The organism is Streptomyces roseofulvus, assembly GCF_039534915.1.
Classification (GTDB): Bacteria; Actinomycetota; Actinomycetes; order Streptomycetales; family Streptomycetaceae; genus Streptomyces; species Streptomyces roseofulvus.
Genome location: NZ_BAAAWE010000001.1, coordinates 7488062 through 7508442, shown reverse-complemented (window position 1 = coordinate 7508442; position 20381 = coordinate 7488062). Strand labels below are relative to the sequence as shown.

Below are 20381 nucleotides of genomic sequence, written 5' to 3'. Positions count from 1 at the left end.
CGTCTGGAGACCCGCATGACCCCCACCCGCATACGGCCGCGCGGGCGCGTGCTCGCGCTGCTCGCCGTCGCGGCCGGTCTGACCGGCCTCATCGCGGCCCCGCCCGGCCCGCCGCCCGCCGCCGTCCCGCTCCGGGCCGCCCCGGCGGCGGCCGTCGCCGAGAACACCGCGACGGTCTACTACTGGACGAAGACCAGGAACTGGTCGGCCTACCACCTGCATTGGGCGCCCGACGGCGGCTCCTGGACCGCCGTCCCCGGCACGGCGATGGAGCCCGCCTGCACCGACTGGGTGAAGAAGACCGTCAGCCTCGGTGCCGCCGCCGGACTCCAGGCCACCTTCAACAACGGCACCGGCACCTGGGACAACAACGGCGGCCGCAACTACGCCCTCGGCACGGGGAACATCACCGTGAAGGACGGGGTCGTCGCCCACTCCGACCCGTGCGCCGGCACTCCGCCGCCCGCCTCGAACAAGGCGACGGTGTACTACTCCTCGGCCTCCCTCGGCTGGTCCACCGTCAACGTCCACTACCAGCCGGCCGGCGGGGCGTGGACGGCCGCGCCCGGCCTCGGCATGACGGCGGCCTGCACGGGCTGGTGGAAGCGGGAGCTCGACCTCGGCGCGGCCACCTCGCTCAAGGCCGCGTTCAACAACGGCAACGGCGTGTGGGACAACAACGGCGGCGCCGACTACGCGATCGGCACCGGGATCTCCACCGTCCGGGACCGCGTGGTGACCGCGAACGCGACGGACCCCTGCGCCGCCACCCCGCCGGACACCCAGGCGCCCACCGCCCCGGCCGGCCTCACCGCGACCGCCGACGGCGTCTCCGTGCTGCTCGCCTGGAACGCCGCCACCGATGACCGGGGCGTGACGAAGTACCAGGTCACCCGGACCGGCGGAACGGCCGGCACGGTGGTCACGGACGTCGGCTCGACGGTCTTCTCGGACACGGGCCTCGCCGAACGCACCCCCTACACCTACACGGTGAGGGCCGTGGACGCCGCCGGAAACGTCTCGGCCGCCTCCGCCCCGGCCACCGCCACCACCGGTGACAAGCCAAGCGCCCCGGCCGGCGGGAAGCCGCTCGGCACGGACCCGCGCAAGGACCCGATCTACTTCGTCCTGACCGCCCGCTTCCACGACGGCGACGCCACCAACAACCGGGGCGGCAGCCAGCACGTGAAGTCGGGCAACGCGGCGGGCGACGACCCCATGTTCCGGGGCGACTTCAAGGGCCTGATCCAGAAGCTCGACTACATCAAGGGCCTCGGCTTCTCCGCCGTCTGGGTCACCCCGGTGGTCCTCAACCGCTCGGACTACGACTACCACGGCTACCACGGCTACGACTTCTACAAGGTCGACCCGCGCCTGGAGTCGGCCGGCGCCTCCTACCAGGACCTCATCGACGCCGCCCACGCCAAGGGCATGAAGATCTACCAGGACGTCGTCTACAACCACTCCTCCCGCTGGGGCGCCAAGGGCCTGTTCACGCCCACCGTGTACGGCGTCCGCGACACCCAGTGGAGCTGGTACTACGACGAGAAGCAGCCCGGCTTCGAGTACGACGGCCTGACGATCGACCCGAAGACCGGCAAGTCGTACTACAACGGCGACCTGTGGTCGACGACCGAGCCCGCCGGCAACACCTGCGTCGACTGGGGCAAGCCCACCGGCGGGAAGAGCGCCGAGGGCTACACGCTCTACAACTGCCAGTGGCCCAGCCCCACTTCGGGCATGTTCCCGAAGGCGCTCTTCCACCAGTGCTGGATCGGCAACTGGGAGGGCGAGGACTCCCGTTCCTGCTGGCTGCACGAGGACCTGGCGGACTTCGACACCGAGAACGCGACCGTCCAGAACTACCTGATCGGCGCTTACGGCAAGTACATCGACATGGGGGTGGACGGCTTCCGCGTCGACACCGCCGTGCACATCCCGCGCACCACCTGGAACCGCCGCTTCCTCCCCGCCATCCAGGAGCGGGTCACCCAGCGGCACGGCGCGGAGGCGGCGAAGAACTTCTTCGTCTTCGGCGAGGTCGCGGCCTTCGTCAACGACAAGTGGAACCGCGGCTCGGTGAACCACTCCGCGCAGTTCTTCACCTGGAAGGAGCGCAGGGAGTACGACGCCGACGACGCCAGGGCGGCGCTGGAGATGTACGACTACGAGCAGCAGCAGGGCACCGGCAACCAGCCCACCTCCACCAACGCCTTCCTGAACGGGAACAGCTACCACGCCCCCGACCACAGCCGCTTCTCCGGCATGAACGTCATCGACATGCGGATGCACATGAACTTCGGTGACGCGTACAACGCCTTCTCCAACGGCAAGGACTCGGACGACAGTTACAACGACGCCACCTACAACGTCGTCTACGTCGACAGCCACGACTACGGGCCGAACAAGTCCAGCGAGCGGTACACCGGCGGCACCGACGCGTGGGCCGAGAACATGTCCCTGATGTGGACCTTCCGCGGCATCCCGACGCTCTACTACGGCTCCGAGATCGAGTTCCAGAAGGGCCGGAAGATCGACTGCGGGCCGAGCTGCCCGCTGGCGACCACCGGCCGGGCCTACTACGGCGCGCACCTGGCCGGCACGGTCACCGCCTCCGACTTCTCGAAGGTCTCCGAGGCGAGCGGCCAGGTCGCGACCACCCTCCAGCAGCCCCTGGTCAAGCACGTCCAGCGGCTCAACGAGATCCGGCGGGCGATCCCCGCGCTCCAGATGGGCCAGTACTCCACCGAGGGCATCTCGGGCGGCATGGCGTTCAAGCGCCGCTACACCAGCGGCTCCACGGACAGCTTCGCCCTCGTGACCGTCTCGGGCGGGGCCACGTACACGGGCATCCCGAACGGCACGTACACCGATGCCGTGACGGGTGACGTGAAGACCGTCACCGGCGGCACGCTCTCGGTCGGCGCCCCCGGCAAGGGCAACCTCCGGGTGTACGTCCTGAACGGTCCCGGCAGGATCGGCGCCGCGGGTCCGTACCTGAAGTGATCCCGGCGAGGAGGGGGCGGAGCAGGAATTCCGCCCCCTTTTCGCCATGTTCAAGTCAAGATTCTGTTACATGAACGGGCTTGTCGGACAGAAGGCTTCCCTCCGCCGCGCCCGTCTGGGATCTTGCGTCCACCCCACACATCACAGGGCCCGGCCGGCGCCACCCGCGCCACCGGGCCATCGGAGGACGCATTGTTTTCCCACATACCCGGCCGGATGAGAATCGCGGCGATCGCCCTCGGTACGACCCTGGCGCTCGCGGGCCCGGCCTCGCTCGCCCAGGCCGCCCCGGTCGACAACGAGCCGCTCGCCGCCTTCACCGCGAACGCCCGGACCGCCCAGGAGGCCCCGGCCGCCTGGGCCGCCGGCACCCGCGCGTACCTGGTCATCACCACGCCCGGTGACACCACCGCGGTCCGCAGCGCCGTCGCCGCCAACGGCGGTTCGGTCTTCTCCTCCTTCGACGCCATCGGCGTCATCGTCGCCCACTCGACCTCCGCCTCCTTCGCCTCCACCATGCGCGGCGTCGCGGGCGTGCAGAAGGTCGGCGCGACCCGCACCTCGGACGTACCGGCCGACGCGTACAACCCGGCCCTCCCGGCGAACCCGGCGCAGTCCGCGGCCCCGACCACGGAGCCGGTCCGCTCGGACATGACCCAGATCAAGGCCGACCAGGCGTGGGCCGTGAACCAGGGCTCCGCCACCGTCAAGGTCGGCATCCTGGACACCGGCGTCGACGACCAGCACCAGGACCTCGCGCCCAACTTCAACGCCGCCGACTCCGTCTCCTGCGCCTACGGCAAGGCGGACACCCGCGCCGGCGCCTGGCGCGACGTCGACCAGCACGGCACCCACGTCGCCGGCACGGTCGCCGCCGCCAAGAACGGCAAGGGCGCCATCGGCGTCGCACCGGGCGTGAAGATCTCCTCGGTGCGCATCGCCGAGCCGGGCTCCACGCTGTTCTTCGCGGAGAACACGATCTGCGGCCTCGTCTGGGCCGGCGACCACGGCTTCAAGGTCACCAACAACAGCTATTACACGGACCCGTGGCAGTTCAACTGCCCGGACAACCTGGACCAGGCGGCCATCCTGGAGGGCGTGGGCCGCGCCCAGGCGTACGCCGAGTCCAAGGGCTCGCTCCAGGTCGCGGCGGCCGGCAACTCCAACGTGGACCTGGCCAACAAGACCACCGACTCGTCGAGCCCGAACGACTCGACGCCGGTCACCCGCACCATCACCAACGCCTGCCTCGACATCCCGGCCGAGCTGCCCGGCGTCGTCACCGTCTCGGCGAACGGCACCAGCGGCACCTCGAAGGCCTCCTTCTCCAACTACGGGCGGGACGTCATCGAGGTCTCGGCGCCCGGCGAGTCCGTCTACAGCACCGTCCCCGGCGGCAAGTACTCCTCGCTGAGCGGCACCTCCATGGCCTCCCCGCACGTGGCGGGCGTCGCCGCGCTGCTGGCCAGCGCCAACCCGGCGTACACCCCGGCGGACATCCGGGCGAAGCTCGGCGAGCACGCCACCGACCTGGCCTGCCCGTCGGACGCCCGCTGCACCGGCACCACGGCGAAGAACAGCTTCTTCGGCGAGGGCCGCGTCGACGCGCTCAAGGCCGTCGGCGGCTCGACCCCGCCGCCCGGCGCGTACTTCGAGAACCTGACCGACGTCACGATCGCCGACAACACGACCGTCGAGAGCGCGATCACCGTCAGCGGGGTGACCGGCAACGCCCCGGCGACCCTCAAGGTGGGCGTGGACATCAAGCACACCTACATCGGTGACCTCAAGGTCGACCTGGTGGCCCCGGACGGCTCGGTCTACACCCTGCACAACCGGACCGGCAGTTCCACCGACAACATCGTCCAGACCTACACCGTCAACGCCTCCGCCGAGGTCGCGAACGGCGTCTGGAAGCTCCGCGTGAACGACAACGCGAACGCGGACACCGGCCGGATCGACGCCTGGAACCTGACCTTCTGACGGTCGGACAGCCCGGCTGATCCTTCTCGACGGCACCCCGAAGGGGCCGGAGCGGACCCCCGCTCCGGCCCCTTCGGCACGCCCGGCGGAGAAAACCCGTACCGGGGGGTAGCCCGCGCGAGCCCCTTGCTATACGTTCCGTCTAACAAGCTTGCTAGACGCGACGTCTAACAAGAGGGAACGAGCCGACCGCGTGACCCAAGGAGCCGCAACGATGGCCAGCAGCACCGTGCGCCCGGACCACCACGACCACGACGACGTCGCCGAACGGCTCCTCCGGTCGGCCGCCAAGCTCTCCTACGACCCCGCCGTCGAGGTCGACTGGGACACCCCGCTCGACAAGGGGTTCCACGGACAGAGCCCCGAGTGGAACAGCCTCTACGGAACCGCCTACTGGCACGAGATGACCGAGGAGCAGCAGAAGGAGCTGACCCGCCAGGAGTCCGCCTCCGTCGCCTCCACCGGCATCTGGTTCGAGATGATCCTCCAGCAGATGATCCTCCGGGACATCTACCGCACGGACCACACCGACCCCCGCTTCCAGTGGGCGCTCACCGAGATCGCCGACGAGTGCCGCCACTCGATCATGTTCGCCCGCGGCTCCCAGAAGCTCGGCGCCCCCGCCTACCGGCCCCGGCGCTCCGTCATGGAGCTCGGAAGGGTCATGAAGACCGTCGGCTTCGGGGAGGCCGCCTACGCCGGCATCCTCGTCGCCGAGGAGGTCCTGGACGTCATGCAGCGCGACTGGATGCGCGACGAGCGGGTCGTCCCCTTCGTCCGCACGATCAACAACATCCACGTCGTCGAGGAGTCCCGGCACATGAAGTTCGCCCGGGACGAGACCCGCCGCCACCTCGCCCGCGCCGGCCGCGCCCGGCGCCACCTCCAGGCGCTGATCGTCGCCATCGCCGCGTACTACATCATCACCAGCCTCGTCCACCCCGAGGTCTACGTCCGGGCCGGCCTCGACCCCGAGCGCGCCCGCCGCGAGGCCGCCGCCAACGAGCACTACAAGGCGCGGCTCCGCGCCAGCTGCTCCGGCCTCATGGAATTCCTCGGCGACGTCGGCATGCTGACCCGCCCCGCCGTCTTCTTCTACCAGCGCGCCCACCTCCTCTGACCCCGCCGCCGACCCCGACGAGCCGAGCCGAGCCGCCGCCATGACCTACGCCATCACCCAGACCTGCTGCTCCGACGCCACCTGCGTCGCCGTCTGCCCGGTCAACTGCATCCACCCCACGCCCGACGAGCCGGACTTCGGCACCACCGAGATGCTCTACATCGACCCGAAGAGCTGCATCGACTGCGGCGCCTGCGCCGACGCCTGCCCGGTCGACGCGATCTTCCCGGTCGACCGGCTCACCGGACCGCTGAAGCGGTACGAGGCGGTCAACGCCGCCCACTACGAGGGCCGCGACCCCGCCCCCGTCCCCGCCTCCCCCACCTTCCACCCCTGGGGCGCGCCGTCCTTCACCCGCTCGCTGCCCTCCGACTTCGCCCCCCTCCGGGTCGCCGTCGTCGGCACCGGCCCGGCCGGCATGTACGCCGCCGAGGACCTGCTCCTGCACACCAACGCCGAGGTCACCCTCATCGACCGGCTCCCGGTCGCCGGCGGACTCGTCCGCTACGGCGTCGCTCCCGACCACCCCGGCACCAAGGGCGCCGGCGACACCCTCGCCCGCTTCCACACCCACCCCCGGGCCACGGTCCGGCTCGGCGTCGAGATCGGCCGGGACGTCACCCCCGAGGAGCTGGCCGCCCACCACGACGCGGTCGTCTACGCGGTCGGCGCCCCGTCCGACCGCCGCCTCGGCATCCCCGGCGAGGACCTGCCCGGCAGCCTCTCCGCCACCTCCCTCGTCTCCTGGTACAACGCCCACCCGGAGACAGCGCCCGACACGGTCGCGCTCGACACGGACGCGCTCCGCGCCACCGGACGGGCCGTGGTCGTCGGCACCGGCAACGTCGCCCTCGACGTCGCCCGGATCCTCGTCTCCGACCCCGCCGCCCTCGCCGGCACCGACATCGCCGACCACGCCCTCGCCGCCCTGCGCGGCTCCCGGATCCGCGAGGTGGTGCTGCTCGGCCGGCGCGGCCCCGAGGACGCCGCGTACACCGCCTCCGAACTCCTGGCCCTCGGGCACCTGCCCGGCGTCGACCTCGTCGTCGACACCCACGACCCCCGGATCGCGGAGGCCGTCGACGCCGCCGGCACCGGCGAGAAGGCGGCCCTCCTGAAGGACGTGGCCCGCGACACCGTGGACTGGAGCCGCGGCCCCGACACCGGCCGCCGCCGCATCGTGCTCCGCTTCCACTCCGCGCCCGAGGAGGCCGTCGGCCCCGACGCCGTCCGCGCCGTCCGCACCGGCGGCGCCGACCTCCCGGCCGGCCTCCTCGTCCGGGCCATCGGCTACCGGGGCGTCCCCCTCGCCGGACTCCCCTTCGACGAGACCACGGGAACCGTCCCGCACACCGCCGGCCGCGTCGACGGCATGACCGGCACCTACGTCGTCGGCTGGATCAAGCGCGGACCCTCCGGCGGCATCGGCGCCAACCGCGCCTGCGCCGCCGAGACCGTCGGCAGCCTGCTCGCCGACGCCGTCGACGGCCGCCTCCCCCAGCCGACCGGAACCGCGAAGGCGTTCGGACGGCTCGCCCGCGCCCGCAGCGGGCGCCTGGTGGACGCGCGCGGCCTCGCCGCCATCGACCGGGCCGAACGGGCCCGCGGCGCGGCCGCCGGCCGGCCCCGGGTCAAGCTCGCGACCGTCCCCGAGCTGGTCGCGGCGGCCCGCCGGGGCCGACTGCGCGGACCGGCCGTCTGACCCGGTCCCGCCGTCGGGCCAAGGGCGACGGGGCAAGCGACGACGGGGCAAGCGACTACGGCAAGGGGCATACGGGGCGGGCGCGGGGGCACTCGCCCCGTATGACCACCGCAGGTGACGTCCCGCACGACGACGGGCGCGGGGAGAGCCGCGCCCAGCGCGCCGACCGCCGCTGGAACGAACTCCTCCAGGAGCTGCGCGTCGCGCAGACCGGCACCCAGATCCTGTTCGGCTTCCTCGTGGCGGTCGTCTTCCAGCCGCGCTTCGCGGAACTGGGCACGACGGACCGGGTCATCTACGTGGTCACCGTCTGTCTGGGAGCGGCGACCACCGGTGCGCTCGTCGCGCCCGTGGCGGTGCACCGGCTGGTGGCGGGCCGCCGGCTGAAACCGGAGGCGGTGTCCTGGGCGGGGCGCCTCACCCTGGTGGGCGTGGTGCTGCTCTACCTGACGATGGTGTCGACGTTCCTGCTGATCATGCGCATGGTCCTGGACGACGGGATCGCGCTGTGGCTGGTCGTCGTGATGGCGCTCTGGCTGGCGCTCTGCTGGTTCGTGGTCCCGTTCATCGCCCGGCGCAGCGGCACCAACGGCAACGGGAACGGCAAGGCGGAGGACGGCTTCGGGCCGTGGCCGCGCTGAGGGTCCGGCCCGGGACGGCGGGCCGGCGGAACGCGGCGGATCAGGCCGCGACGGGAAGCGGACGGCGCAGCACGATCGCGTTCAGCCCGACGGCGAACGGCGCCGTGTCCGTCAGGCCGAGCCCGAGCACCCGCTCCTTCGGCAGCTCGACGGTGACGTCCACGCAGAACGCCAGCGCGTGCAGCGCGTCGCCCGAGCTCTCGTCCTGCAGCGCGAAGAAGAGGTCCCGGTAGTAGCGGGTGCGCTCCCCGGACTCCTCGTAGAACTTCAGCCCCGGCTCGTCCGCCGCCTCACCGAGCCCGGTGAACGCGGCGACCAGCTCCCGCTCCACCGTCCCCCAGAAGCCCGCCTCCGCGCAGGCGGCCGGCAGCGCCTGCCGGACCGCCTCCTTCAGCGACAGCACCATCACGAGCAGCGGCGCGTGCTCCCGCAGCCCCCAGCCGCGCACCATGCGGACGACGGTGCAGTCCGGGACGGCGGCCGCCGCCCGGTGGATGGCGTCGAAGTCGAAGTCGACGGTCGCCGGGGCGATCGCCTCCTGGAAGACCCGGTCGATCGACCGGGCCTCGTCGAGGTGGGCGGGAGCCACCTCGATCACGGTCCTGAAACTGGCTGCCAACGGCCTCTCCTGTTCTCGCCGCCCACCGCGGTGGGCGCTCTTGATCGACAGGAGGAGTATGCCGAGGAGCCCGCTCAGCGCCCCCGGCGGGGCTTCCCGCCGCGCCCGGCGGCACCGCCCTTGCCCCGCGCGGGCTTCGCCGGCCGCGCCGGCTTGCCCCCGGCGGCCTTCTTCGCGGGCTTCGGCGCAGGCTTCGCGGTCTTCTGGCCCTTCTGGGCCTCCGCCCGCCGCCCGCGGGTGCTGTTCACCGTGCGGCCCCGGACGATCCCGATGAACTCCTCCACCAGGTCGGGAGCCTCCTCGGCCTTCGGCCACGACAGCGCCACCCGCGACTGGGGCACACCGGTGATCGTGCGGTACGTGAGGTCCTTCCGGTGGTGCAGCCGGGCCAGCGACTGCGGCACGACCAGCACGCCGACCCCGGCGGCCACCAGCTCGATGGCGTCGGCCGTGGTCTCCGGCCGCTGGAACGCGGGTCGGCCGGGCGGCGCCTCCCAGTCGAGGGTGTCGTCCAGCGGGTGCAGCACCAGCTCCTCCGCCAGGTCCTCCGGACTCAGCTCCTCGGCCGCCGCGAACAGGTGGTCCTTCGGCACCACCACCACGCTGGTCTCCTCGTACAGCGGGATCGCCGCCAGGTCCTCGCCGTCGACCGGCAGCCGCAGCAGCGCGGCGTCCGCGGCACCGTCCCGGAGCATCCCGAAGGACTCCCCGGGCGTCACCTGGAGCAGCGCGAGCGGGACGTCGGGCAGCCGCTGCTCCCAGATCCGCACCCACTTCGAGGGCGTCACACCGGGCACATAGGCGAGCCGGAAGGTCGTGGGGGCCGGGGAGGAGTCAGTCACCCCGCAAGATTACCCGCCGGTCCGGCCCGTCCGCGCAGGTCGGCGGGCGGCCGTGGTCGGCGCACGCCCGTCCGCTCGATACCCTGGACACCATGACGCAGCACCAGAACTCCCAGACGATGAAGCCCGCGACCGCGGCGAAGAAGCTGGGTGTGTACCTCGACGCCACCCCCGCCGACTTCCAGGAGGGCGTCGTCACGCGCGCCGAGCTCAACGAGCTCCAGGCCGACCCGCCGGCCTGGCTCCGGGAGCTGCGCCAGAACGGCCCGCACCCGCGCCCCGTCGTCGCCGCCAAGCTCGGCATCTCCATCTCCGGTCTCGCCCGCGGCGGCGTCACCGAGGCGCTGACCACCGAGCAGATCGAGGCGCTCAAGGCCGAGGCCCCGGAGTGGCTGGTCAAGGAGCGCGCCACCCAGGCCGAGGTCCGCAAGGAGAACGTGCGGATCAAGGAGCGCAACGCCCAGCGCGCCGCCGACGAGGCCGCCCGCGCGCAGAACGCCTGACGGACCCGCTCGCCGTCGCCGGTGTGGCGCGGCGCCGGGCGCGGGAGGCATCCCCTCATGAACGAGGTAACCGACCCGCCCGTCGTCGCCGCCGTCGACGGCTCCGAGCACAGCCTCCGCGCCCTCTCCTGGGCGCTGGGCGCCGCCGAGACCGTCGGCGCCCCGCTGGTCGTGGCCCACGTCCGCTCCGACGCCCTCCAGCTGGGCGCGGCCCGGATCGCCTCGCTCGGCACCGAGCCGGAGCTCAGGGACACCGTGCTGGACGCGGTCCGGACGGTCGTCGAGGAGCGCGGCCACACGGTGCCGGTGCGGTACGACTCCCTGGACGGCACGGTCACCGAGGTCCTGCCCGCGGCGGCCCGGGGCGCCCGCCTCCTGGTGACCGGCTCGCGCGGCCACGGCGGCTTCGCCACCCTGCTGCTCGGCTCCACCGGCCGGGCCCTCGCCGCCCGCTCCCCCTGCCCCCTCGTGGTGGTCCCGCACGAGGCCCGCACGGCGTCCCTGGACAGCGGCCCGGAGGCCGGACGGATCCTGCTGGGCCTGCATCCCGAGGAGACCCCGGACGAGGTGGTGACCTTCGCCTTCGAGACGGCCCAGCGGCGCGGCGTCCCGCTGGAGGCGATGACGGCACTGCCCCTCCCCCCGAACCCGTCCGCGCTGGTCGCGGCCCCCTCCCCGGCCTTCCAGATGCCGCCGCCGCTCCCCCTCGCGGACGACACCGAGGACCTCCTGGCGGAGGCCCGGCGCGTACAGGAGAGCCGGCTGCGGCCCTTCGCCGAGCGGTGGCCGGGCGTGAAGCTGGTCCGCACGGTGGCTCCGGGAGACGCCGCGGGACTCCTGGTGGACGCCTCCGCCGACGCGGCCCTGCTGGTCGTGGGGCGGCACCACCGGCACCGGATCGCGGAGCTCCTGGTGGGCTCGGTGGCCCACGCGGTGCTCCACCACGCCGCCTGCCCGGTGGCGGTCGTCCCGCCCCCGGCCGCCGACCGGCCCTCTGTCGGTGCCGGCTGATAGACAGGGCGCATGAGTTCCGACAGGTACGCCTCCGACACCGCCGTCGCCCCCGCCGCCGCGTCCCGCAACACCCGCCCGCCGACCGCGACCGCCGCGCTGGGCGCCGGGATCGTGGTGCTGGACGACCGGGGCCGGGTCCTGCTCGGCCTGGACCGCTCGGGCGTGTGGGAGCTGCCGGGCGGCGGCATCGAGCCGGGCGAGTCGATCGAGGAGGCCGCGGCCCGGGAGCTCGCCGAGGAGACCACGCTGGTCACCGGCGCGGCCGAGGTCGAGGTCCTCGGGCTGCTCCTGGACACGGTCACCTCGCCGGAGCTGACGCGGATGACGGCGGCGACGGTCGTCCGCACCTTCACGGGCACCCCGGCGGTGGCCGAGCCGGAGAAGATCCGGCGCTGGGAGTGGACCTCCCCGGACGCACTACCGGAGGCCCTGTTCCTGCCCTCCGCCCAGGTCCTGGCCGTGTGGCGGCCCGACCTCGCCCTGCCGCCGGCGCCCTTCCACCGCTACACGCTCGGCCGCCCGTCGTCCTGAGCCGACCGCGCGCCACCGCGCGGGACCGGCGGGGCGTGGCTAGCGTGGGCGTGGACCACGAATCACCCATAACGTCACCGAATCGGAAGCGAGAGTCACGTCATGGCCGCACGACCTGAAGGCACCCCGGTCTGGACCGACGCGATGTTCACCGACGCCGAGGGCGCCAAGACCTTCTACGCCGATGTGCTGGGCTGGACCTTCGGGGAGGCGTCGACGGAGTTCGGCAACTACACCCAGGCGTACAAGAACGGGAAGGCGGTCGCCGCCGTCGTCCCGCCGATGCCCGGCGGGGACACCCCGCCGCAGTCCGCCTGGTGTCTCTACTTCGCCTCGGACGACGTCGGCGCCACGGCCGAGAAGATCAAGGCCGCGGGCGGCACGGTGCTGATGGAGCCGATGAAGGTCGGCGACTTCGGCTCCATGTGCATCGCCCGGGACCCGGCGGGCGTCGTGTTCGGCCTCTGGCAGGCGGGCGTCCACGAGGGCTTCGAGCTCGAAGGGGAGACCGGATCCTACGTCTGGGCCGAGGTCTTCACCCGCGAGCCCGAGAAGTCCGACGCCTTCTTCACGGACGTCTTCGGCTACAACGCCAAGAGGATGACCGGCGAGGACATGGACTACAAGGTCTTCGACCTCGGCTCCGACCCGATCCTCGGCCGCATGAAGATGACGCCCGAGGACTTCCCGGCGGAGGTCCCCTCCTACATCCAGATCTACTTCGCCGTCGACAACTGCGACCTGGCGGTCGCCGCGGCCGAGCGTCTCGGCGGGCGCAAGGTCTTCGGCCCGATGGACAGCCCTTTCGGCCGCTTCGCCGCCGTCCTCGACCCGCAGGGCGCCGCGTTCGCGGTGATCGACGTCCGGACGACCGTCGGCGAGGTCCCGCCGATGGAGTAGACCCGGCGGGGGTACGGTACCGGCGCGACACCCGCCCGAGGGCACCGCGCCGGTGTCGCCGTACGTCCGTCCTCGGGGCACCGCCCGGGCTCAGGCGGTGTCCCGTACGGCGACGATCCCGTTGAAGACGCCGATGTAGGCGGTGCCGTCGGGGCCGAGGGTGATGGGCGCCCAGTTGTTGTCGTAGCCGAGCCCGGTCCCGGTGAACCGCGAGTAGACCCGGGCGCCGGTGCGGAAGTCGACGGCGGTCAGGTACCAGGCGTCGATCCCGAACGCGTGCGGCCGCTTCTCGTAGAAGTAGAGCAGCCCGTTGGCCGTGGACAGCTTCGGCACGGTGGACGGCGAGCGCACGTCGCTCTCCCACACCACGTCACAGCCGCTCCCGTCGGGCCGTACGTCGATGCGCGTGGCCCCGCCGACGACGCTCCGTCCGAAGCCGAGCGACGACGGGTTCTCGTATCCGTAGTTGTTCTCCACGACGAGGCTGTCGCCCCAGCTGATCAGGGAGTTGTCGGTCGTCGAGGCCCCCGAGCCGAAGACGGGCACCTTGCACAGGAGCCGCTCCCCCGCCGGCACGCCGGCCTCCCGCCGGTAGACGAGGACGTTCATGCGGTCGTCGGCGTTGTCGGTGATGGCGACGTACGCACTCCGGCTGCCGAAGAGATCCGGTGTGGTCCCCGACCCCTGGTTCACCGAGCCGGGCTTGGTCCCGGTCCCCCGGTCGTACTCCTCCCGCCAGACCACCCGCGGCGTCCCATCGCCGTCCGCCCGGAACGCGTACAGGGCGTGGTCGGTGACGATCGAGACGCCGTCCTCGGCGACGGAGAAGGAGTTCTGGATCTCCTCCCCGTCGAGCCGGATCGCCCGCAGCGCCCCGGTGGCGGGGTCGACGGTCCCGACCCGCCCGAGCCGGGTGACCCACCAGATCCGTCCGTCCCAGTCCGGCATGACCGAGGTGACGGGGTCGCACTTCCCGCTGGGGAAGAGGTTGGTCCAGCTGACGCAGTCGTGCGGCACGAGCGGGGTCAGGTCCCAGTCGTCCTCGACGGTGAACTCCCAGGAGCCGTCCGCCTTCCGCCCGTGCGCGATGCGCAGGACGTGCTGCCGGGAGTCGGCGAGCACGACCCGGTCGCGGTGGTCCAGGTAGAAGTAGGCACCGCCCGACGTGTCCTTGAAGATCTTCTCGAAGTCGAGCCGGGTGACGGCCTCCACGGTGGAGGAGCGCTGCGGCAGCTTGTGCTCGGCGAGGGTGTCGAGGCTCCGCGGGTCGAGCAGCTTGAGCAGGAAGCCGTTGAAGGTGCCGCAGACGGTGAGGAGCCGGCCGCCGGTGTCGAAGGTGGCGGTGGCGCACTCGCCGCCGAGGGGGGCGATCTGCTCGCTCGTCACCTCGGGGCTCCTTCCCAGCGGCGCCGGATACGGGTGGGTACCGCTGCCGGCCCCGTCGGCGTGCATGCCGCTGCGTCCGTTGGGCGCGAGATGGGGGTGCTGGGCGGGTCCGGCGCCCGGCAGCGGCCTGGCTGTCGCCGGGGCGCCGAGGTAGTGCTCGACGAGCCGGTGCCCCAGCGCGAGGGGGATCTCCTCGGCCTGGGCGACGGGCGCCGAGCCGACGAGCAGGACCGCGACGAGGGCGGCGGCCAGAGCGGCCAGGCGCCCTCTGCGAGGAGGAGTACGTGAGGTCAAGACAGCTCCTCCGGGTGGGGACGACAGTCGCGCCGGCCGCCGACGCTAGGCCCGTCCCCCGGAGAAGGGAAGCGAAGTGCCTCACGCTTCACGAGAACGCAAAAATGCCTCAACCCCCGGACAGGGTCCGGGGGTTGAGGCTAAAAATTGTTCGGCGGCGTCCTACTCTCCCACAGGGTCCCCCCTGCAGTACCATCGGCGCTGAAAGGCTTAGCTTCCGGGTTCGGAATGTAACCGGGCGTTTCCCTAACGCTATGACCACCGAAACACTATGAAGTTGAACTCAACCGGCATGGGAGTTCGTTACTTCAGAACTAACACAGTGGACGCGAGCAACTGAGGACAAGCCCTCGGCCTATTAGTACCGGTCAGCTCCACCCATTACTGGGCTTCCACATCCGGCCTATCAACCCAGTCGTCTACTGGGAGCCTTACCCTCTCAAGGAGGTGGGAATACTCATCTCGAAGCAGGCTTCCCGCTTAGATGCTTTCAGCGGTTATCCCTCCCGAACGTAGCCAACCAGCCATGCCCTTGGCAGGACAACTGGCACACCAGAGGTTCGTCCGTCCCGGTCCTCTCGTACTAGGGACAGCCCTTCTCAATATTCCTACGCGCACAGCGGATAGGGACCGAACTGTCTCACGACGTTCTAAACCCAGCTCGCGTACCGCTTTAATGGGCGAACAGCCCAACCCTTGGGACCGACTCCAGCCCCAGGATGCGACGAGCCGACATCGAGGTGCCAAACCATCCCGTCGATATGGACTCTTGGGGAAGATCAGCCTGTTATCCCCGGGGTACCTTTTATCCGTTGAGCGACGGCGCTTCCACAAGCCACCGCCGGATCACTAGTCCCGACTTTCGTCCCTGCTCGACCCGTCGGTCTCACAGTCAAGCTCCCTTGTGCACTTACACTCAACACCTGATTGCCAACCAGGCTGAGGGAACCTTTGGGCGCCTCCGTTACCCTTTGGGAGGCAACCGCCCCAGTTAAACTACCCATCAGACACTGTCCCTGATCCGGATCACGGACCCAGGTTAGACATCCAGCACGACCAGAGTGGTATTTCAACGGCGACTCCACAACCACTGGCGTGGCTGCTTCAAAGTCTCCCACCTATCCTACACAAGCCGAACCGAACACCAATATCAAACTGTAGTAAAGGTCCCGGGGTCTTTCCGTCCTGCTGCGCGAAACGAGCATCTTTACTCGTAGTGCAATTTCACCGGGCCTATGGTTGAGACAGTCGAGAAGTCGTTACGCCATTCGTGCAGGTCGGAACTTACCCGACAAGGAATTTCGCTACCTTAGGATGGTTATAGTTACCACCGCCGTTTACTGGCGCTTAAGTTCTCAGCTTCGCAACCCCGAAAGGTCACTAACCGGTCCCCTTAACGTTCCAGCACCGGGCAGGCGTCAGTCCGTATACATCGCCTTACGGCTTCGCACGGACCTGTGTTTTTAGTAAACAGTCGCTTCTCGCTGGTCTCTGCGGCCACCCCCAGCTCACGGAGTAAATCCGATCACCAGGCGTGGCCCCCCTTCTCCCGAAGTTACGGGGGCATTTTGCCGAGTTCCTTAACCATAGTTCACCCGAACGCCTCGGTATTCTCTACCTGACCACCTGAGTCGGTTTAGGGTACGGGCCGCCATGAAACTCGCTAGAGGCTTTTCTCGACAGCATAGGATCATCCACTTCACCACAATCGGCTCGGCATCAGGTCTCAGGCTACGTGTTGTGCGGATTTGCCTACACAACGCCCTACACCCTTACCCCGGGACAACCACCGCCCGGGCTGGACTACCTTCCTGCGTCACCCCATCGCTTACCTACTACCACCTTGGTTCGCCGGCTCCACCACTTTCCTTTCCCCGAAGGGTCCGGAACGGCTTCACGGGCTTAGCATTAATGGGCTCGATATTGGGCGTTTCAAAGCGGGTACCGGAATATCAACCGGTTGTCCATCGACTACGCCTGTCGGCCTCGCCTTAGGTCCCGACTTACCCTGGGCAGATCAGCTTGACCCAGGAACCCTTAGTCAATCGGCGCACACGTTTCTCACGTGTGTATCGCTACTCATGCCTGCATTCTCACTCGTGAACCGTCCACAACTCGCTTCCGCGGCTGCTTCACCCGGCACACGACGCTCCCCTACCCATCACAGCGGGCGTTGGCCCTCATGCTGCAATGACACGACTTCGGCGGTACGCTTGAGCCCCGCTACATTGTCGGCGCGGAATCACTTGACCAGTGAGCTATTACGCACTCTTTCAAGGGTGGCTGCTTCTAAGCCAACCTCCTGGTTGTCTCTGCGACTCCACATCCTTTCCCACTTAGCGTACGCTTAGGGGCCTTAGTCGATGCTCTGGGCTGTTTCCCTCTCGACCATGGAGCTTATCCCCCACAGTCTCACTGCCGTGCTCTCACTTACCGGCATTCGGAGTTTGGCTAAGGTCAGTAACCCGGTAGGGCCCATCGCCTATCCAGTGCTCTACCTCCGGCAAGAAACACACGACGCTGCACCTAAATGCATTTCGGGGAGAACCAGCTATCACGGAGTTTGATTGGCCTTTCACCCCTAACCACAGGTCATCCCCCAGGTTTTCAACCCTGGTGGGTTCGGTCCTCCACGAAGTCTTACCTCCGCTTCAACCTGCCCATGGCTAGATCACTCCGCTTCGGGTCTTGAGCGTGCTACTGAAACGCCCTATTCGGACTCGCTTTCGCTACGGCTTCCCCACACGGGTTAACCTCGCAACACACCGCAAACTCGCAGGCTCATTCTTCAAAAGGCACGCAGTCACGAGACACAAGCAAGCTTGCGTCCGACGCTCCCACGGCTTGTAGGCACACGGTTTCAGGTACTATTTCACTCCGCTCCCGCGGTACTTTTCACCATTCCCTCACGGTACTATCCGCTATCGGTCACCAGGGAATATTTAGGCTTAGCGGGTGGTCCCGCCAGATTCACACGGGATTTCTCGGGCCCCGTGCTACTTGGGTGTCTCTCAAACGAGCCGCTGACGTTTCGTCTACGGGGGTCTTACCCTCTACGCCGGACCTTTCGCATGTCCTTCGACTACATCAACGGTTTCTGACTCGTCCTGTCGCCGGCAGACGACAGAAGAGAGATCCCACAACCCCGCATGCGCAACCCCTGCCGGGTATCACACGCATACGGTTTGGCCTCATCCGGTTTCGCTCGCCACTACTCCCGGAATCACGGTTGTTTTCTCTTCCTGAGGGTACTGAGATGTTTCACTTCCCCTCGTTCCCTCCACACTGCCTATGTGTTCAGCAGTGGGTGACAGCCCATGACGACTGCCGGGTTTCCCCATTCGGAAACCCCCGGATCAAAGCCTGGTTGACGACTCCCCGGGGACTATCGCGGCCTCCCACGTCCTTCATCGGTTCCTGGTGCCAAGGCATCCACCGTGCGCCCTTAAAAACTTGGCCACAGATGCTCGCGTCCACTGTGTAGTTCTCAAGCAACGACCAGCCACCCATCACCCTGACCACTAAGGACCAGGTTCACTGGGGCCGGCATCGCGAAGATACAACCTTGCGGCCGTACCCTCAGATACCCAACAACGTGCCAGGCACGATCCCTTGAGATCTCGTCACGTTCCACGCCGAAGCAGTACTGGTGAAGGACTCTCGTGATCGTGCCAACTAATCAACGTTCCACCCATGAGCTGACCGTGCAGAACGTTTGCCTGCAATCGGTACTGTGCTCCTTAGAAAGGAGGTGATCCAGCCGCACCTTCCGGTACGGCTACCTTGTTACGACTTCGTCCCAATCGCTGGTCCCACCTTCGACAGCTCCCTCCCACAAGGGGTTGGGCCACCGGCTTCGGGTGTTACCGACTTTCGTGACGTGACGGGCGGTGTGTACAAGGCCCGGGAACGTATTCACCGCAGCAATGCTGATCTGCGATTACTAGCAACTCCGACTTCATGGGGTCGAGTTGCAGACCCCAATCCGAACTGAGACCGGCTTTTTGAGATTCGCTCCGCCTCACGGCATCGCAGCTCTTTGTACCGGCCATTGTAGCACGTGTGCAGCCCAAGACATAAGGGGCATGATGACTTGACGTCGTCCCCACCTTCCTCCGAGTTGACCCCGGCGGTCTCCTGTGAGTCCCCATCACCCCGAAGGGCATGCTGGCAACACAGGACAAGGGTTGCGCTCGTTGCGGGACTTAACCCAACATCTCACGACACGAGCTGACGACAGCCATGCACCACCTGTATACCGACCACAAGGGGGCACCCATCTCTGGATGTTTCCGGTATATGTCAAGCCTTGGTAAGGTTCTTCGCGTTGCGTCGAATTAAGCCACATGCTCCGCTGCTTGTGCGGGCCCCCGTCAATTCCTTTGAGTTTTAGCCTTGCGGCCGTACTCCCCAGGCGGGGAACTTAATGCGTTAGCTGCGGCACCGACGACGTGGAATGTCGCCAACACCTAGTTCCCAACGTTTACGGCGTGGACTACCAGGGTATCTAATCCTGTTCGCTCCCCACGCTTTCGCTCCTCAGCGTCAGTAATGGCCCAGAGATCCGCCTTCGCCACCGGTGTTCCTCCTGATATCTGCGCATTTCACCGCTACACCAGGAATTCCGATCTCCCCTACCACACTCTAGCCTGCCCGTATCGGATGCAGACCCGGGGTTAAGCCCCGGGCTTTCACACCCGACGTGACAAGCCGCCTACGAGCTCTTTACGCCCAATAATTCCGGACAACGCTTGCGCCCTACGTATTACCGCGGCTGCTGGCACGTAGTTAGCCGGCGCTTCTTCTGCAGGTACCGTCACTTTCGCTTCTTCCCTGCTGAAAGAGGTTTACAACCCGAAGGCCGTCATCCCTCACGCGGCGTCGCTGCATCAGGCTTTCGCCCATTGTGCAATATTCCCCACTGCTGCCTCCCGTAGGAGTCTGGGCCGTGTCTCAGTCCCAGTGTGGCCGGTCGCCCTCTCAGGCCGGCTACCCGTCGTCGCCTTGGTAGGCCATTACCCCACCAACAAGCTGATAGGCCGCGGGCTCATCCTTCACCGCCGGAGCTTTCCAGACGAGGAGATGCCTCCCCGTCTCGTATCCGGTATTAGACCCCGTTTCCAGGGCTTGTCCCAGAGTGAAGGGCAGATTGCCCACGTGTTACTCACCCGTTCGCCACTAATCCACCCCGAAGGGCTTCATCGTTCGACTTGCATGTGTTAAGCACGCCGCCAGCGTTCGTCCTGAGCCAGGATCAAACTCTCCGTGAATGTGTACCCGTAATCGGGTTCAACACTCGCGTTGAGCGGGACGGTCAAGTCGGAATAAGACCGACCGTCCACAGCGTCCTCGCTGTGTTTTGTTTCAAAGGAACCTCGACCAACCGAAACCGGCTGGACGGGGTATCAACTAATCTGGCGTTGATTTTTGGCACGCTGTTGAGTTCTCAAGGTGCGGACGCTTCCTTCGTTCCTGTTTCCAGGCCCTCCGGGCGCTTCCTTCGTTTCCGACTCTATCAGATCTTTCCGACCCGATTTCCTCGGTGCTTTCCGGTCCTGAGTTTCAATTCCTCGGGGCCTTCCGGCGCTTTCCGACTCTATCAGATCCTTTCGGCGTCTGATTCCCAGTCAGCGGGGTTTGTCTTTCCGGCCGCTGGGCCGTTCCGACGAGTGAGACGTTAGCGGATTCCCCGCCCCCGATGCGAATCGGGGACCTGGCTCCTTCATTTCGCAAAAACGCACGGAATGTAGAACGAGAACGACACACGAGGAATCGTGATCATCGGGCTCGGTGGTTCTTGCGGAATGGCCGTCCGGGGCCGACCGGAGTCGGTGCTCACG

The 20381-nt window shown here is 68.3% G+C and carries 12 protein-coding genes and 3 rRNA genes; 9 read left to right on the top strand and 6 right to left on the bottom strand.

Translation table 11 applies throughout. From position 1 onward, the window contains the following. The first annotated feature begins 15 nt into the window (after window positions 1–15). The 5 genes from ABFY03_RS34540 (at window position 16) to ABFY03_RS34520 (ending at window position 8452) form a co-directional block, all read left to right on the top strand. Window positions 16–3006, top strand: coding sequence for a carbohydrate binding domain-containing protein (locus tag ABFY03_RS34540; RefSeq protein ID WP_346171828.1), 2991 nt, complete (start codon window positions 16–18; stop codon window positions 3004–3006). A 216-nt stretch (window positions 3007–3222) separates the two neighbouring features. Further along, entirely contained in the window at window positions 3223–4989 is a 1767-nt protein-coding gene (locus ABFY03_RS34535) for a S8 family peptidase (RefSeq protein WP_319011312.1), read from the top strand. Window positions 4990–5203: 214 nt separating this feature from the next. Then, window positions 5204–6109 carry an AurF N-oxygenase family protein gene (locus ABFY03_RS34530; protein WP_319011311.1) on the top strand — a complete coding sequence of 302 codons (906 nt, stop codon included), beginning with the start codon at window positions 5204–5206 and terminating at the stop codon, window positions 6107–6109. A 40-nt stretch (window positions 6110–6149) separates the two neighbouring features. Next, complete coding sequence (locus tag ABFY03_RS34525; protein WP_346171827.1) at window positions 6150–7811, top strand: FAD-dependent oxidoreductase; 1662 nt, start codon at window positions 6150–6152, stop codon at window positions 7809–7811. 101 nt (window positions 7812–7912) lie between these two features. Beyond that, window positions 7913–8452, top strand: a complete 540-nt coding sequence (locus ABFY03_RS34520; RefSeq protein WP_319011309.1) for a DUF6328 family protein — start codon at window positions 7913–7915, stop codon at window positions 8450–8452. Between the two features lie 40 nt (window positions 8453–8492). On the opposite strand, the gene ABFY03_RS34515 is transcribed toward ABFY03_RS34520, so the two are convergent. Further along, window positions 8493–9071 carry a Type-2Aa cytolytic delta-endotoxin gene (locus tag ABFY03_RS34515; protein ID WP_319011308.1) on the bottom strand — a complete coding sequence of 193 codons (579 nt, stop codon included), beginning with the start codon at window positions 9069–9071 and terminating at the stop codon, window positions 8493–8495. A 74-nt stretch (window positions 9072–9145) separates the two neighbouring features. Beyond that, window positions 9146–9913, bottom strand: a complete 768-nt coding sequence (locus tag ABFY03_RS34510; protein ID WP_319011307.1) for a LysR family transcriptional regulator substrate-binding protein — start codon at window positions 9911–9913, stop codon at window positions 9146–9148. A 92-nt stretch (window positions 9914–10005) separates the two neighbouring features. Between ABFY03_RS34510 and ABFY03_RS34505 the strand changes: the two genes are divergently transcribed. The 4 genes from ABFY03_RS34505 to ABFY03_RS34490 all read left to right on the top strand — a co-directional run bounded on the left by ABFY03_RS34505 (window position 10006) and on the right by ABFY03_RS34490 (window position 12861). After that, entirely contained in the window at window positions 10006–10416 is a 411-nt protein-coding gene (locus tag ABFY03_RS34505) for a DUF5997 family protein (protein WP_346171826.1), read from the top strand. 57 nt (window positions 10417–10473) lie between these two features. Further along, window positions 10474–11427 (top strand): universal stress protein, encoded by a 954-nt coding sequence (locus tag ABFY03_RS34500; protein ID WP_346171825.1) that lies wholly within the window; start codon window positions 10474–10476, stop codon window positions 11425–11427. 12 nt (window positions 11428–11439) lie between these two features. Continuing rightward, entirely contained in the window at window positions 11440–11961 is a 522-nt protein-coding gene (locus ABFY03_RS34495) for an NUDIX domain-containing protein (protein WP_346171824.1), read from the top strand. 102 nt (window positions 11962–12063) lie between these two features. Beyond that, window positions 12064–12861 (top strand): VOC family protein, encoded by a 798-nt coding sequence (locus ABFY03_RS34490; RefSeq protein ID WP_346171823.1) that lies wholly within the window; start codon window positions 12064–12066, stop codon window positions 12859–12861. Window positions 12862–12951: 90 nt separating this feature from the next. Here ABFY03_RS34490 and ABFY03_RS34485 read toward each other — a convergent pair whose 3' ends face one another. The 4 genes from ABFY03_RS34485 to ABFY03_RS34470 form a co-directional block, all read right to left on the bottom strand. Beyond that, window positions 12952–14541 (bottom strand): hypothetical protein, encoded by a 1590-nt coding sequence (locus ABFY03_RS34485; protein WP_386723808.1) that lies wholly within the window; start codon window positions 14539–14541, stop codon window positions 12952–12954. 149 nt (window positions 14542–14690) lie between these two features. Beyond that, window positions 14691–14807 (bottom strand): 5S ribosomal RNA (rrf, locus tag ABFY03_RS34480). Window positions 14808–14879: 72 nt separating this feature from the next. Next, window positions 14880–18000: ribosomal RNA gene (locus ABFY03_RS34475) — 23S ribosomal RNA — on the bottom strand. 285 nt (window positions 18001–18285) lie between these two features. Next, window positions 18286–19811 (bottom strand): 16S ribosomal RNA (locus tag ABFY03_RS34470). The 16S, 23S and 5S rRNA genes sit together here, the layout of an rRNA operon. Between the last annotated feature and the right edge of the window lie 570 nt (window positions 19812–20381).